This is a genomic window from Apilactobacillus intestinapis (genome assembly GCF_049166695.1).
GTDB classification, from domain to species: domain Bacteria; phylum Bacillota; class Bacilli; order Lactobacillales; family Lactobacillaceae; genus Apilactobacillus; species Apilactobacillus kunkeei_C.
This window is the reverse complement of the sequence record NZ_JBMHFD010000001.1, coordinates 377,048-392,388: the sequence shown is the minus strand read 5'-3', so window position 1 is coordinate 392,388 and position 15,341 is coordinate 377,048. Positions and strand designations below refer to the sequence as shown.

Annotated in this window: 13 protein-coding genes and 1 tRNA gene; 10 read left to right on the top strand and 4 right to left on the bottom strand. The window is 35.2% G+C overall.

Annotated features, from left to right (window positions below):
• Positions 1-8 precede the first annotated feature (8 nt).
• Complete coding sequence (locus ACOMA7_RS02135) at positions 9-641, bottom strand: deoxynucleoside kinase (RefSeq protein ID WP_053791689.1); 633 nt, start codon at positions 639-641, stop codon at positions 9-11.
• A gap of 105 nt (positions 642-746) precedes the next feature.
• Positions 747-1,118 (bottom strand): large-conductance mechanosensitive channel protein MscL, encoded by a 372-nt coding sequence (mscL, locus tag ACOMA7_RS02130; protein ID WP_054608091.1) that lies wholly within the window; start codon positions 1,116-1,118, stop codon positions 747-749.
• Between the two features lie 127 nt (positions 1,119-1,245).
• On the opposite strand from mscL, the gene ACOMA7_RS02125 reads away from it, so the two are divergent.
• The gene (locus tag ACOMA7_RS02125) at positions 1,246-3,030 is read left to right on the top strand and encodes a S53 family peptidase (protein WP_421391633.1); all 1,785 of its coding nucleotides are present in this window, start codon (positions 1,246-1,248) and stop codon (positions 3,028-3,030) included.
• A 41-nt stretch (positions 3,031-3,071) separates the two neighbouring features.
• On the opposite strand, the gene ACOMA7_RS02120 is transcribed toward ACOMA7_RS02125, so the two are convergent.
• On the bottom strand, positions 3,072-3,410 hold the full coding sequence (locus tag ACOMA7_RS02120; protein WP_054608093.1) for a hypothetical protein: 339 nt from the start codon (positions 3,408-3,410) through the stop codon (positions 3,072-3,074).
• A gap of 177 nt (positions 3,411-3,587) precedes the next feature.
• Here ACOMA7_RS02120 and ACOMA7_RS02115 point away from each other — a divergent pair, with 177 nt between their 5' ends.
• The 5 genes from ACOMA7_RS02115 (at position 3,588) to ACOMA7_RS02095 (ending at position 11,525) form a co-directional block, all read left to right on the top strand.
• Positions 3,588-5,849, top strand: a complete 2,262-nt coding sequence (locus tag ACOMA7_RS02115; protein WP_421391631.1) for an ATP-binding cassette domain-containing protein — start codon at positions 3,588-3,590, stop codon at positions 5,847-5,849.
• A 248-nt stretch (positions 5,850-6,097) separates the two neighbouring features.
• Complete coding sequence (asnB, locus tag ACOMA7_RS02110; RefSeq protein ID WP_041152206.1) at positions 6,098-7,981, top strand: asparagine synthase (glutamine-hydrolyzing); 1,884 nt, start codon at positions 6,098-6,100, stop codon at positions 7,979-7,981.
• A 32-nt stretch (positions 7,982-8,013) separates the two neighbouring features.
• Positions 8,014-9,552, top strand: a complete 1,539-nt coding sequence (locus ACOMA7_RS02105; RefSeq protein ID WP_421391628.1) for a UDP-N-acetylmuramoyl-L-alanyl-D-glutamate--2,6-diaminopimelate ligase — start codon at positions 8,014-8,016, stop codon at positions 9,550-9,552.
• Positions 9,545-10,795, top strand: coding sequence for a carboxylate--amine ligase (locus ACOMA7_RS02100; RefSeq protein ID WP_053791693.1), 1,251 nt, complete (start codon positions 9,545-9,547; stop codon positions 10,793-10,795). Before ACOMA7_RS02105 ends, ACOMA7_RS02100 begins: the two co-directional genes overlap by 8 nt.
• A gap of 10 nt (positions 10,796-10,805) precedes the next feature.
• Entirely contained in the window at positions 10,806-11,525 is a 720-nt protein-coding gene (locus ACOMA7_RS02095) for an aspartate/glutamate racemase family protein (protein ID WP_054608097.1), read from the top strand.
• 13 nt (positions 11,526-11,538) lie between these two features.
• Here ACOMA7_RS02095 and ACOMA7_RS02090 read toward each other — a convergent pair whose 3' ends face one another.
• Positions 11,539-11,877 (bottom strand): DUF1516 family protein, encoded by a 339-nt coding sequence (locus tag ACOMA7_RS02090; protein ID WP_301945713.1) that lies wholly within the window; start codon positions 11,875-11,877, stop codon positions 11,539-11,541.
• Positions 11,878-11,981: 104 nt separating this feature from the next.
• Between ACOMA7_RS02090 and ACOMA7_RS02085 the strand changes: the two genes are divergently transcribed.
• The 4 genes from ACOMA7_RS02085 to argS all read left to right on the top strand — a co-directional run bounded on the left by ACOMA7_RS02085 (position 11,982) and on the right by argS (position 15,300).
• Positions 11,982-12,911 (top strand): L-lactate dehydrogenase, encoded by a 930-nt coding sequence (locus ACOMA7_RS02085; protein WP_421391625.1) that lies wholly within the window; start codon positions 11,982-11,984, stop codon positions 12,909-12,911.
• Positions 12,912-13,016: 105 nt separating this feature from the next.
• Positions 13,017-13,241: a hypothetical protein gene (locus ACOMA7_RS02080; RefSeq protein WP_034531232.1), complete on the top strand. Its 225-nt coding sequence runs from the start codon at positions 13,017-13,019 to the stop codon at positions 13,239-13,241.
• A gap of 47 nt (positions 13,242-13,288) precedes the next feature.
• Positions 13,289-13,359 (top strand) — tRNA-Gly (locus ACOMA7_RS02075).
• Positions 13,360-13,608: 249 nt separating this feature from the next.
• The gene (argS, locus tag ACOMA7_RS02070) at positions 13,609-15,300 is read left to right on the top strand and encodes an arginine--tRNA ligase (RefSeq protein WP_054608100.1); all 1,692 of its coding nucleotides are present in this window, start codon (positions 13,609-13,611) and stop codon (positions 15,298-15,300) included.
• Positions 15,301-15,341 lie beyond the last annotated feature (41 nt).

The window sequence follows — 15,341 nt, the reverse complement described above, 5'->3', positions numbered from 1 at the left end:
ATTTTTTATTATCTGATTTTTTTAAGTTCTTCATCAATCATGTTTAAAACGATGTCGACGTTAGCATCTTCTGATAGGTCGTATTTTTGAAGGTCAATCTTCATCTTAGGACTCTTATCATATTCTTCATACCATTGTTTGTATGCTGACCACATGTGATAGTAATATTCTTTTAACTTAGGATCGTTATCGAATTGTTCGTAGTCACGGCCGCGCATTTTAATTCTGTGTAGAATGGTTTCAAAATCGGTTTCAGCATATACCATTAGGTCTGGAGCTTTTTTAGGAAGTTGATCTAATTCGCCCATCATTTTGTCCAGCAATTCTAGGTAAATTTTCAATTCCATGTCTGAAATGTTACCTTCAGCATTATTTTGTTTTGTGAAAAGGGCATCTTCATAGATTGATCTATCTAAGATGTTGTTATCGTCTGATAGCGCCTTCTTAATCATTGAAAAACGTTTGTTTAAAAAGTAAATTTGCAATAAGAATCCATATTGTTCTGGATTGTTATAGTACAAAGGCAAAACAGGATTTTCACCAACTGGTTCATAGAAGGCCTTAGTGCCTAAATGTTTTGCGATTTTACCGGTCAAAGTTGTCTTACCAACACCAATCATCCCTGCTGTAATTATCACCATATTAACTCCTCATTTTTTGAAATAGTAATAATATTTTATCATATTTTAAAACCGAACTTAATATCAAAAGAAAAAACCCGGGCATAAAAATACCTGGGTTTGTTGTTATTTGTTATTTTTTTGTTCTGAAAGTAAATCACGGATTTGACCTAATAGGATGTCAGTCTTGGTATCCTTAGGAGTAGTATCGCGTTTTGAAACTTTGTTGTAAGTTCTTACAATCAAGAATACAACGAAGGCAACAATCAAGAAGTTAATAACATCGTTGATGAAACTACCGACTCTGAAGTGAGCTGAACCCACTGAGAAGACGATTGATGATAAGTTCATTTGACCCATGAAAATTCCAATTAAAGGATTAATCAAGTTGGAAGTAAATGACTTAACGATGGTTGTGAATGCTGAACCAATGATTACACCAACGGCTAAATCTAAGACATTACCTTTAGAGATGAATGCTTTGAATTCTTTAAACAAATTGCAAACCTCCTTTCACTATGTAACTATATTTAATACTAACATAAAAAATTATAAAGAATTGCTTAAATCTGTATACTTGAGATATTTTTAGGAATATTATGAAATTACATAAGGGGTGATACGAGTGAATTATAGAAAAACAATTTTTGCGACACTAAGTGCCTCTGTTTTATTGGGAACAGCATTTAATTACAACTTTGATGCTCAAGCTAAAAAAACGGTACATAAGGTTAAGATTCATAAAAAGTCCAAAGCTAAATCTAGTTCAGCGACCTCAAACTTCGCGATTATTCTAAAAACAAGGAGTAGTAGTAAACTAGAAAATTATGTTTTGACCAAGCATAAGAAGTTCTTATCTACCAAACAGTTTGCCAATAGTTATGGACAAACCAATAGAACTGTCGCTGCAATTCAAAAGTATTTCAAAAAGTATCATATTAATACTACTAAGTACGCGGGTAACCTTGTTTTAAGAGGTTATGGTAGCAAGACTAACATTCAAAAAGCGCTTAAGTATAAGCAAGTGAGAGTGAAGGTCAACGGTAAGTTCGTCTACCGTCCAAACCATGAACCAAAGATGATGGGTAATCTTCAAAAGCATGTTAATGGATTCATGGGGCTAAGTAACTATGATCACGTTAATAGCAATGTGGCTAAGAAAACTAAGAGTAGCTCAATGAAGCGCAGCCCTAAGGACTTCATCAGTCGTTATGGTGCAACCTCATTAAAACAAGCTAATCGTGGTAGTAAACATGGAATTGGGATTATCTCATTCGGTGGCTTTAAGAATTCCGACATTACCAGATTTTGGAAGAAGGTAGGGATTCCTTCAAGCATTAAACGAGTTCACGTTTACAAGGATGCCTATGCCTCAATCAAGTCGCAAAGTGATGAAACTACAATGGATATCCAACAAGCTGGTGCAATTGCGCCTAAATCAAACATCAATGTTTATATTTCTCAACCAACCATCTCTGGAATGGTAGAGAGCTTCGCTAAAGCAATCAGTGCTAACAAGTCCGACAGTTTATCATTGAGTTGGGGAATTAGTGAAGCCGAACTACAACAAATGATGAATGAAGGGTTCATTTCTAAGAACTACAATTCAATTATGAATAGCTTGTTACTACAAGGTGCTGCGCAAGGGATTAGTATTTTTAATTCAACCGGTGACAATGGTGCCTATGATGGGATTGAAGGGGGAGTAACTGGATTAACAGTTGAATCTCCAGCTTCATCTCCATTCATTACAGCCGTTGGAGCAACCAGTGTGCCAATCAATTATACTGTCAACGGTCACAAGGTTAAGGTTGATAAGGAACGTGCATGGTCAAATGATTTCTTATATCCATACTTTAACCAATTGAAGCTATATAACAGTGATCAAAATAGTTTCCTAAGTACTTACTTTGCTGGAACCGGTGGTGGTTTCAGTAAGTTCAACCAAACACCTGCATACCAAAGTAATGTCAGTGGTGTAAATAGTTACAATGCTATTCAATACTGGAACATGGATAGTGGTTATGCAAAACAATACGCAAAGCCAACCCAAACTTCTGGAACTGCATCTGGTAGAAACCTACCGGACATTGTTGCTAACGGTGATCCTCAAACCGGATACACTGTGTTATATAACAACCAATGGTTTACCGATGGCGGGACAAGTATTGTAGCTCCTCAAGTTGCTGCGGTAAATTCTTTATACGCTACTAGAGCAAATCATCGTTTCGGATTATGGAATCCACAGTTGTATGCACTTGCTAACAATGGTAACTCACCATTTAATACATTAGATTCTGACAAAGATAATAGTAACTTGTACTATACCGGCCAACCCGGAAAGAAGTACAACCAATCTACTGGTTTGGGAACCGTTAACTACGGTAAGTTATATCAATTAATGAAATAGAAAAAGCCATCCTGATTAAGGATGGCTTTTTTAGTTAGTTATTAGTCTAGTGGTTCGTTGATTCTTTCTAACATTTCCTTAGCAATTAAGGCATGCTTTGAATACTTCTTTAATTGATGGGTAGTAATTTTAGTAGCTGTCATCTTTTCGAATGCGGCACTGTAATCAATAGCGACAGTGTCAGCTGGAATCTTAATTGGTTCTAAGATACGCTTTTTGAAAGCATCACAAGAATCTTCATAAGCCTTTTGTAATCTTTCAACAGTTTCATCATAGCTGTGAGAGATTAAAGACTTCGCGAAACGAAAATCCTTACGATTATATTTGTTACAAATGAACATTACTAAACCAATCATTTTATCTCTTTTTTCTTCTGCCATAATTTCATCTTCTTTCGATTAGATATCGTATCCATACTTTCATTATAGTATCAAAAAATTATTTTTCTCAAGAAAACAGATTATCTTTATAAAATCTTAATTATTAAACAAGATAAATGAAATTGAATCTTATAACTACTATAATTGTTACTACAAAGTGAATTCAGGAGGATTGAAATGCCAAATCAAGATTATATCGAGGTTCATAATGCTTTTCAAAACAACTTAAAGCACTTGGATATCAGCATCAAAAAGCATGCGATTACAGTTTTTACCGGATTATCTGGTGCCGGAAAGTCATCACTTGTTTTTGATACGATTGCTGCTAACTCTAGAAGAGAGTTAAACGAAACATTTCCTAGTTTCACCCAGCAATACCTACCAAAGTATGGAGCTCCACATGTAGGAAGAATCGACAATCTACCTGTTGCGATTGTGATTCAACAAAAGAAGGTCGGGAAAAATCCACGTTCAACACTTGCTACCTACACTGGAATCTATTCATTATTGAGATTATTATTTTCTAGAATTGGTAAACCTTGGGTTGGATACTCTGATACATTTTCATTCAACTTACCTCAAGGGATGTGTGATAAGTGTCAGGGGCTAGGTTACATTGATCACATCAATCCGGACAAGGTGATTGATTACGATAAGTCATTAAACGAAGGGGCAATTACATTCGTTAGTTTTGGTCCTGGAACATGGCGTTGGAAACGTTATGCTTACACCGGCTTATTCGATAACGACAAGAAGATTAAAGATTACTCTGAAAAGGAATTAAATGATTTATTATATGCACCGCAACATCATTTAACTGATGCGCCCAAAGAATGGAAAAAGTCCATTTTGTATGAAGGTGTCATTCCAAGAATTAAACGTTCAATTATTGAAAGTAAAGAAGGAGAACACCACAAGGAAGCCATTCAAGAAATCGTTACTAGAACGGCTTGTGATAAGTGTCATGGTACTAAGTTAAGACCAGAAGTTCTTACTTGTAAGATTAATGGATATAACATTGCCGATGTCTTACAAATGGACTTAAACCACGTTATTGAATTTCTAGATTCAATTGATGAAAAACTAACTGTCGATTTATTGAGAGAACTAACTACCAAGATTCAATCATTAATTGATTTAGGTCTAGGTTATTTAACATTGGACAGAAGTACTGACACATTATCCGGTGGGGAAACTCAAAGAATTAAGATTGCTAAGTACATGAATAGTTCGTTATCTGACATGGTTTACATCTTAGATGAACCAAGTGTTGGATTACATCCAGCGGATATTAAACTAATCAGTCATGCATTGAGAAAATTAAAGGATAAGGGAAACACTGTTTTAGTCGTTGAACATAATCCTGAACTAATTCCAATTGCCGACTACGTTGTCGAAATTGGACCTAAACCAGGTAAAGATGGTGGAAAGATTATGTTTAACGGTAAGTATTCCGACTTACTTAAGAGTGACACCATCACTGGTAAGTTATTACAAGAACCACTGGTATTTAAGCAGGCCAAGAATTTCAACGACACCTTAGATTTAAAGGATGTTAACATCCATAATCTAAAGCATGCCAATGTATCAATTCCATTAAACGCTCAAACCGTTATTTCAGGGGTTGCCGGATCTGGTAAGAGTTCATTAATCCAAGCGGTTAAGGATAAACTAAAAACTGGCTACATTGACTTAACTCAAGATGCAGTTGGAGTAAACATTCGATCAACACCAGCTACCTATCTATATATCCTAGATGATATTAGAAAACTATTTGGGGATGCTAACAAGGTTTCAAGACAACTATTTAGTTATAATGGAAAAGGTAAATGTCCATTATGTAAAGGTCGTGGAGTTCAAATTACTAACATGGCATTTATGGATCCAGTTGTTCAAACTTGTGAAAAATGTCATGGAAAACGTTACAGTGATGAGGCACTACAATACAAATTAAATGGTTTAGACATTGCCGAAGTATTGAATTTATCAATTAAAGAAGCGATTAAGTTCTTCAGTGACGTTGCAGAAATCCACGATAAGTTAGTTAATATGCAAAAGGTTGGTTTGGATTATCTTTCACTTGGCCAATCACTTGATACATTATCAGGTGGAGAAGTCCAAAGATTAAAACTAGCATTGCAACTAAACAAGACCGGTACCGTTTACTTGTTAGACGAACCAACTGCCGGTTTGCATATGAAAGATGTATCCATAATGACTAATTTATTCGATGAATTAGTCGCAAAGGGCAACACTCTAATCATTGTTGAACACAACTTATCTGTAATTAGTAAGTCAGATTGGATGATTGATGTAGGTCCTAAGGCTGGTCGTTACGGTGGTGAAATCCTATATTCAGGAACACCAAAAGACGCATTAAATGACGCTAAATCAGTCACAGGAAATGCAATGAAAGAGTATAACAATGCTCGTAAATAAAAGACGCGTATCAGCGTCTTTTTGTTTTATACAAATTTATAGCGGTTTTTAGACGATTTCACTGGACAGAAGTGTAGATATGATTATACTTAATAATATTAGTTTGTGTACTATATAAATTTGTATCATTGATTAAATTGCTATTTTTATGGCCTAAAATCTAAATATTTTGTTACAATAAAATAAGTACGATTAAAAAGTAACTAAAAATTATTAATACATTAAAAAAACAAAGGGGAATAAAACTTATGTGTGGATTTTGTGGATATGTAAATCATAAAGATGTGCCTAACGACACCATTGAAAAGATGGCTAATCGAATTAAGCATCGTGGCCCTGATGATGAAAAGTATTTCCAAGACGATAAGGTATCAATGGGATTCCGTCGTCTATCAATTATTGACTTAGCTCATGGTGGCCAACCACTATACAGTAAAGATAAGAAGAAAGTATTAACCTTTAACGGTGAAATTTACAACTACCAAGAAATTAGAGATGAATTAATTTCTGAAGGTTGGGAATTTGAAACTGATGTTGACTCAGAAGTTCTAATTCGTGGTTACGAAGCATGGGGTCCAAAACTATTGGATAAACTTCGTGGTATGTACGCATTCGTTATCTATGACAGTGCTAACAACGAAATCTTCGGTGCTCGTGATCATTTCGGAATCAAGCCACTATACTACTACGACGATGGCGACGCATTTATGTACGGTTCTGAATTAAAAGCATTCTTATCAAACCCTGCATTCAAGAAGGAATTAAACCTAAAGCTTCTACCAATTCACTTAAGTTTTGAATTTATTCCATCAGCAGAAACAATGTTCAAGAACGTTTACAAAGTAATGCCTGGTACTTACTTCATTCACCACATTGATGAAAAGAAGACTGAAACACACAGATATTACAAGTTCAACTACGATCACATTGATGAATCACAAACTGTTGAAGAAGATGCCAAGAAGATTGAAGCAATCGTTAAGGATTCTGTAAAGGCCCACATGATTGCTGACGTTGAAGTTGGTAGTTTCTTATCAAGTGGTGTTGACTCAAGTTACGTTTTAAACGAAGCTTCAAAATTAAAACCAATTAAGTCATTCTCACTTGGATTCAACGATTCTAAGTTTAGTGAATTATCATGGTCAACTGACTTTGCTCAACAAATCGGTCAAAAGAACACACCAATCAAGATTACTGGTGATGACTACTTTGATTTCTTACCAACTATGATGTACTACATGGATGAACCACTTTCAAATCCATCAGCTATTCAATTATTCTACTTAGCTCAAGGTACTAGTAAAGAAGTTAAGGTTGCTTTATCTGGTGAAGGTGCTGATGAATTCTTCGGTGGTTACAATACTTACCTAGAAGCAATTCCATTTGAAAGATACCAAAAATACGTTCCTGGATTTATCCGTAGTGCATTAGCTAAGATGGCTACTAAGATGCCTCGTTTCCACGGTCGTCGTTTCTTAATTCGTGGTGCTCAACCATTGAGTGAAAGATACTACCGTGTTAACTACGTATACAACTACGATGACAGAAACAAGTTATTAAAGGATCCATCATTGAACGTTGATTCAGGTGCTTACTCAAAATACATTTTTGATGAAGTAGCTGACAAAGACGAAATGACTCAAATGCAATACTTTGACATCAATGCTTGGTTACCATTTGATATTTTACAAAAGGCTGACCGTATGAGTATGGCTAACTCTCTTGAAGTTAGAACTCCATTGGTTGATAAGAAGGTTGCTGAGTTTGCTGCAACTATGCCAATTAAGACTCGTATCAACAAAGAAGGTACTAAGATTTCACTTCGTAAAGCAGCTGAACGTGCATTACCTGACAAGGTTGCTATGAAGGAAAAACTTGGTTTCCCATCACCAATCGCATCATGGATCAGAGAACCTAAGTTCCATGAAAGAATTGTGAGAGCATTTACTTCTGACGTTGCTGAAAAGTTCTTTAACACCGATGAATTGTTAAGAATTCTAAAGGAACATGATGAAGGTAAATCAAGCATGCAAAAGATTATGACACCTTACCTATTTATTCTATGGTATGAAGTATACTTCCCAGAAGATACAAACGCTGATACTATTAACAAGGTACAACTACAAGCATAATTTTTAAATCTTGATATAAGGAAGTAAAAACAATGGCTCTTGGAATTGATGAAATAAAAACAATATTAACTGAACATGGACTAATACAAGAAATTGTATCAGGTGAGGATGTTTCATTTGATGAAGTAACTTACGATTCCAGAAATGTTAAACCAAATACATTGTTCTTTTGTAAGGGTAATTTCAAGCCCGAATACTTAGCGATGGCTAAGGAAATGGGTGCGACTGGTTACGTTGCTGAACAAAAGTATGATGAAGGTAATGGCTTAACTCAAATCATTGTGAATAACGTGCAAAAGGCAATGTCTCTAGTAGGCGCTGCCTTTTACTGCTATCCTCAAAATGATTTGTTTGTTATTGCTTATACCGGGACTAAGGGGAAGACAACATCTTCTTACTTTGCTAAAAGTATTTTAGATAACACCAATAACAACAAAACAGCATTGATTTCTACAATTGATACTGTTGTTGGAAACGAACCATCACAACGCTTCAAGTCACATTTAACCACCCCTGAGTCATTAGATATTTTTAACTACATGAGACAAGCAGTGGATAATGGAATGACTAGTCTAGTGATGGAAGTTTCATCACAAGCATACAAAAAGTTAAGAGTCTACGGACTTCATTTTGATGTGGGTATTTTCTTAAATATTTCACCGGATCATATTGGTCCAAACGAACATCCAACATTTGCCGACTATCTACACTGCAAGGAACAATTAATGGTTAATTCCACACATTGTATTATTGATGCAGACACAGATTACATGTTAGATGTCTACGAAGCAGCTAAATCAACTACTGATCCAGACAAAATTTATCTATTCAGTAGGGATAAAAAAGAATTTGAAGACGTACAAATTGATTTCAATTTCTCAAGCATCTCAGACACAATCGACAGCAATGAAATTAGAGTAGTTGCTAATAGTGAAAAAGCTAAGAAAATGAATGTCGAAGATGACTACAAAATTGGAGTTGTGGGAGACTATAACGAAGCTAATGCAATGTCTGCGATTATCGCTTCTGCATTGGATAATGCTAGTGCACAAGACGCCAAAAAGGGATTGAAAGATGTGTTTGTTCCAGGGAGAATGGAATCATACAAATCTAAGCACAATGGTACAATTTACGTTGATTATGCCCATAACTACGCTAGCATGCATGCACTATTAGGATTTTTGAAGAGTAATAATCCTGATGGCAAGGTAATTGTTGTAGTGGGAAGTCCTGGTAATAAGGGACTAGATCGTAGAGAAGGTTTTGGAAAAGCATTAACTGAAAGTGCAGATATTGTATTTTTAACTTCTGATGACCCAGCCTTTGAAGATCCAAAAGACATTATTAACGAAATAGATTCTTACATTAATCATGATAAAGTTGACGTTCATATTGAACTAGACAGAAAAATGGCTATTAAAAAGGCTATTCACGCCGGTGATAATAATGCTATGATAGTAGTTGCTGGTAAAGGAAGAGATCCTTACCAAAAAATCAACGGCGTAGATACTCCATACGAAACAGATCCCGTCGTGGTACAAAATGTTTTGAGAGGGATAGATAATGAGTAATTTAGAATCTAATTTTACAGTTGTTCTATTAGGTAGTGATTTCAATGCTTATGGAATGGCTCGTTCATTATATGAAAAATACAGAAAACCCGTGAAGGCATACGCTGAACAAGCACTTGCACCTACACGTTTTACAAAAATTGTTGATTTAACTTTGATTGATGGCTTTAGCGAAGATCCAAAATGGATTGAATCAATGAAAGAACTTAAGAAGGAATATGCGTCACATGAAGAACCAGTTATCTTAATTGGTTGTGGCGATGGTTATGCTGAATTGATTTCAAAACATAAGGATGAATTAGAAGACGTCTTCGTTTGTCCATACGTTGATTATGACTTAATCAAGAAATTAAACAGTAAAGAAAACTTCTATAAGTTATGTGAAGAATATGATTTACCATATCCAAAGACAAAGATTATTTCTAAAAATGATTTTGAAAGTGATGAAAAGATTGAACAACCATTTGGTTATCCAGTCGCATTAAAGCCAACCAACAGTGTTGAATGGTTGGATGTTCACTTTGAAGGCAGAAAAAAAGCATTCATTATTGAATCACAAGATGAATTTGAAGATATAATTGAAAAGATTTATACCAATGGATATACTTCTGATTTGATTCTTCAAGACTTTATCCCCGGTGATGACAGTAACATGCGTACTTTAAATGCCTACGTCGACAAGAATCACAAAGTTAAGATGATGTGTTTAGGTCATCCATTATTGGAAGACCCATCACCAGCAGCTATTGGTAACTATGTAGCTATCTTGCCAGAATATAACGAAAAGCTATATTCAATGGTCCAAGGATTCCTAGAAAAGATTAACTATGTTGGTTACGCTAACTTTGATATGAAATACGATACTCGAGACAATACTTTCAAACTATTTGAAATTAACTTGAGACAAGGTAGAAGTAGTTTCTTCGTAAGTTTAAATGGTTACAATTTAGCTGATTGGGTTGTTAGAGATTACGCATTTGATGACTTATCAGATAAAGAAACTGTATACGCTAACGAAAACAAAGACAATCGTTACCTATGGTTAGGTGTTGGCGAACAAGTCTTCAAGAAATATGCTAAGGACAACGCAGACAAGGAATTCGCTCTTCAATTAATCAAGAAGGGCCAATACGGTACTACTTTCTGGTATAACCGTGACAAGAGCTTTAAGCGTTGGTTATTAGACGTTTGGATTAAGCATAACTACGCTAAGAATTTCAAACGTTACTTTAGCGAAAAATAGGGATGATAAAATGAGACATTTCTTTTCAATTATTGGTGGAATGGGAACAGAAGCTACCGAAAGTTACATTCATTTATTGAATCAACGAACACCAGCTAGTAATGATCAGGAATATTTAAATTATATCCTTGTAAATCATGCGACTGTCCCAGACAGAACCAATTACATTTTAGACAATACTAAACCAAACCCATTGATTCCATTAAAGGAAGATATTAAGCAACAATCACAATTAAATCCGGATTTCTTTGTGATTCCTTGTAACACTGCTCATTTCTTCTTTGATGAATTACAGTCAGCAACAAGCGTGCCAATTTTGCATATGCCAAAGGAAGCAGTTGCTGAAATTAGTAATGTGTATCCTAATGCTAAAAGAATTGGTTTGATTGCTACCAAGGGAACCATTTTTGATGGTATTTACGATACTGAAGTGCAAAACGCTGGTTATGAAATTATAAAACCAACTGAGCATATTCAAGAAGAAACAATGGATTTGATATACAAATATGTCAAAGAACAAAATAAAGTTAACAAAGAACTATATCATCACATCTTAGATGAAATGAAGAACGAGATGAATTGTGACGTAATCATCTTAGGTTGTACAGAATTATCTGTTGCCGAAGAACGTGCCTCAGATCATGACTACCCAGTGATTGATGCCCAATCAGTCTTAGTTGATCGTTCAATTGAATTAGCTTTAAAGAACAGAGAAAAAGACATCGAATAATTCGATGTCTTTTTTATATTACATTATAGATAGTGATGCCAATCAAAGCGATGATTACTATGATTAGGCCAATCACATTGAAATTAATAAGGTGATTTTGTTGTTTGTTTGTATAGTTTAATTCTGTTAGACCACCAAGTAGGACAGCTAACACATCAGCAATTATTGCGGTGTAGAAACGATGATCCGAAACTCGAATGGTGATAACGATTTGCGTAATCAGTATTAATATATATATTACTCGACTAGCAATTAACCATTGGATGACTCTCTTAACGGAGACCCTGGTGATACCAATTATGGTTACTGCTATATAAATAAATAACATTATTAGTGTTAAGCTAGCCCACATAATATCTCCTCCTGATAGGTATTTTATCATAAATAATCATAATAAAACTTGAATTAAAATATTAGAGTGATAGAATAACTACAACATTAAAGGAGGTATGCTTTATGACAAGAAAAATTGGTATTATTGGAGACGGTAGTGTGGGAGCTGCAGTAGCGCACCACATTGTTGTTTCTGGAATTGCAGATGATTTAGTCATAATTGATCACGATGAAGCAAAAGTTGAAGCTGATGCTTTAGACTTTAGGGATGCAATGTCTAACATTAAGGACCATACAAATATTGAAGTTAATAACTATGACAGTTTAGCCGATGCAGATGTTATTATTTCAGCAGTTGGACACATTGAATTAATTAGAGAAAATAAGGATAAAAATGATCGTTTTGCCGAATTAAACGCTAACGTAAAAGAAGTTAAAGATGTTGCAAAACACATTAAAGATTCTGGTTTTCATGGAATCATTATTGTAATTACTAATCCAAACGATGTTATTACTTCCTTATATCAACGTGAAACTGGACTTGCTAAAGAACGTGTTATCGGAACAGGGACACTTCTAGATTCAGCTCGAATGAAGAGGGCAGTTGCAGCAAAACTTAACATTGATCCTCGTTCAGTAATTGGTTACAACCTTGGTGAACACGGTAACTCTCAATTTACTGCATGGTCAACAGTCCAAGTTTTCGATAAAAGTATTTTTGATTACGCAAAGAAGTATAATATTGACTTAGATGAAATCGATAACGATGCTCGAGTCGGTGGATTTACAGTTTTCAACGGTAAGGGATACACTAACTTTGCTATTTCAGCATCAGCTGTTAAGTTAGCTGAGATTGTTTTACAAGATGCTAAAACAGAATTAGCTGTTTCAAACTACCGCGAAGAATATGGTACATACCTATCTTATCCAGCAATTGTCGGACGAAATGGAATTGAAAAACAAATTGATTTAGATCTTACTGAAAAGGAACAAAAACAACTTCAAGCATCAGCAGATTATATTAATCAAAAAACTCGCGAAATTACTGATTAATCAGTAATTAGGAGATATTAATATTTTCTCAAAAAATACCTTGATATTAATAACGCGTTTTGATATTATCAATATCGCGTTATTTTTTATTAAGGAGGCAAAAAGATGGCTGAACCAAAAGAATTACAAATTGGCGACCACGTTTCTGCACCTAGATTCGGTTATTTAAAACATGACTTTGCTGGAACAATTGAAAAAGTATACGAAAATTCAGTAATGGTCTTTATCGACGAACACCATGAAGAAGATGGCATCGTCGTTAATGAATATAATAAGCGTGCGGTTGTTAGCAAGAAAGTTGCTAAACCATCAAAGAAAAAAACAGCTTAACAAACTTACCAAAAATTGTAACGTGTGATATAATATTTTTTGTATCTGCGGGTATAGTTTAGTGGTAAAATATGAGCTTCCCAAGCTCAGGTCGCGGGTCCGATTCCCGTTACCCGCTTTGTCGTATAAACCGACAGATACTGTTCGATAATAAAAGACTAGTAGACATATTCCATTAACAAGCGACATCGGATTTGGTGAGAGCCGATGATTAGGGTATGTTGAATTCGCACTTTTTAGAATTATGATTAATTAAATAATAAAGCGGATATTTTATATCAAATAGAGTGGTACCGCGGGTTATTCCGTCTCTTACAATTACTAATATTGTAAGAGACTTTTTATATATTTATGGAGGTTTTGGATAATGGAAAACAAAGAATTAGTTGCTAATGCTCTATCTAAAGCATTGGACAACGAACTATCTGTAGAAGACATTCTACCAAAAATTGAGAGACCTAAAGATTCAAAAATGGGTGATTTAGCTTTCCCTACATTTATTTTAGCTAAAAAGTTTAGAAAGGCACCTCAACAAATCGCTGCTGACGTAGCAGAAAAGATTGATCAAAGTTCATTTGACCATGTTGAAGCTGCTGGACCATACGTTAACTTCTTCCTAGACAAGTCTAACTTCAGTGAAGACGTTCTATCAGCTGTTTTAGACCAAAAGGAAAACTATGGTCAAAACGAAGATGGTAAGGGTGGTAACGTAACCATCGATATGTCTTCACCAAATATTGCAAAGCCTATTTCAATGGGACACTTAAGATCTACTGTTATTGGTAATTCTGTTGCCGAAATCCTACGTAAAAATGGTTACAACCCAATTAAGGATAACCACTTGGGTGACTGGGGAACTCAATTTGGTAAGCTAATCACTGCATACCTAATGTGGGGTAACGAAGAAGACGTTAAAAAAGATCCTATCAATAACTTAGTTAAATACTACGTTAAGTTCCACAAGATTGATAAGGAACAACCTGAACTAGACGATGTTGCTAGAGACTGGTTCAGAAAACTTGAAAATGGTGACGAACAAGCTACTAAACTATGGAAATGGTTCAGAGAAGTTTCACTTGAAGCCTTTGGTGAAATCTATGACAAATTAGGTATTACTTTTGATACCTACAATGGTGAAGCTTTCTACAATGACAAGCTACAAGATGTTGTTGATTCACTACAAGAAAAGGGTCTATTAAGCAAGTCACAAGGTGCCACAATCGTTGATTTACAAAAATACGATTTAAACCCTGCATTAATCTTGAAGAGTGATGGTGCTTCACTATACATCACCAGAGATATCGCAACTGCTATTTACCGTGACCAAACTTACCACCCAGCTATGAACCTATACGTTGTTGGTTCAGAACAAACTTACTACTTCAAGCAATTGAAGGCTGTATTAATGGAAATGGGTGTTCCTTCAGCTAAGAACCTACACCACATCCCATTCGGGCTAATTACTGTAAATGGTAAGAAGCTATCAACTCGTTCAGGTCGTATCATCCTATTGGACGAAGTATTGAACGAATCAATCGCAATTGCCAAGAAGCAAATTGCTGAAAAGAACCCAGATCTTCCTAACAAGGAAGAAGTTGCTAAAGAAGTTGGTGTTGGTGCCATCGTCTTTGGTGATTTGAAGAATGAAAAGATTAACAACATTGACTTTAACTTAGAAGATCAATTACGTTTTGAAGGTGAAACTGGACCATACGTACAATACGCTCGTGCACGTGCCGAAAGTATTTTACGTAAAGCCGGTGACATTGACTTCTCAAGCGTTGACAAGAAGCTTAACGATGCAGAATCATGGAACGTTATTAAGTTACTAAATGACTTCCCAGCAAGAGTTAAGATGGCTTGTGACGAATTTGAACCTTCAGTTATTGCTAAGTACTCATTAAGACTTGCTAAGTCATTTAACAAGTACTATGCTCACACTAAGATTTTGGATGATGACGAACAAAGAGATGCTCGTTTAGCATTAGTTAAATCAGTATCAATCGTTCTTAAAGAATCACTAAGATTACTTGGTGTTAAGGCTCCAGACGAAATGTAATTAAAGAAAACAGGTTTAACAATTAGTTAAATCTGTTTTTT

What these genes read in the sequence shown, in the direction of transcription:
- ACOMA7_RS02090 (WP_301945713.1), bottom strand. Translation starts at nt 11,877, where the DNA reads ATGTGGGCTAGCTTAACACTAATAATGTTATTTATTTATATAGCAGTA.
- ACOMA7_RS02095 (WP_054608097.1), top strand. Translation starts at nt 10,806, where the DNA reads ATGAGACATTTCTTTTCAATTATTGGTGGAATGGGAACAGAAGCTACC.
- ACOMA7_RS02115 (WP_421391631.1), top strand. Translation starts at nt 3,588, where the DNA reads ATGCCAAATCAAGATTATATCGAGGTTCATAATGCTTTTCAAAACAAC.
- asnB (WP_041152206.1), top strand. Translation starts at nt 6,098, where the DNA reads ATGTGTGGATTTTGTGGATATGTAAATCATAAAGATGTGCCTAACGAC.
- argS (WP_054608100.1), top strand. Translation starts at nt 13,609, where the DNA reads ATGGAAAACAAAGAATTAGTTGCTAATGCTCTATCTAAAGCATTGGAC.
- ACOMA7_RS02120 (WP_054608093.1), bottom strand. Translation starts at nt 3,410, where the DNA reads ATGGCAGAAGAAAAAAGAGATAAAATGATTGGTTTAGTAATGTTCATT.
- ACOMA7_RS02105 (WP_421391628.1), top strand. Translation starts at nt 8,014, where the DNA reads ATGGCTCTTGGAATTGATGAAATAAAAACAATATTAACTGAACATGGA.
- ACOMA7_RS02135 (WP_053791689.1), bottom strand. Translation starts at nt 641, where the DNA reads ATGGTGATAATTACAGCAGGGATGATTGGTGTTGGTAAGACAACTTTG.
- ACOMA7_RS02085 (WP_421391625.1), top strand. Translation starts at nt 11,982, where the DNA reads ATGACAAGAAAAATTGGTATTATTGGAGACGGTAGTGTGGGAGCTGCA.
- ACOMA7_RS02080 (WP_034531232.1), top strand. Translation starts at nt 13,017, where the DNA reads ATGGCTGAACCAAAAGAATTACAAATTGGCGACCACGTTTCTGCACCT.
- ACOMA7_RS02100 (WP_053791693.1), top strand. Translation starts at nt 9,545, where the DNA reads ATGAGTAATTTAGAATCTAATTTTACAGTTGTTCTATTAGGTAGTGAT.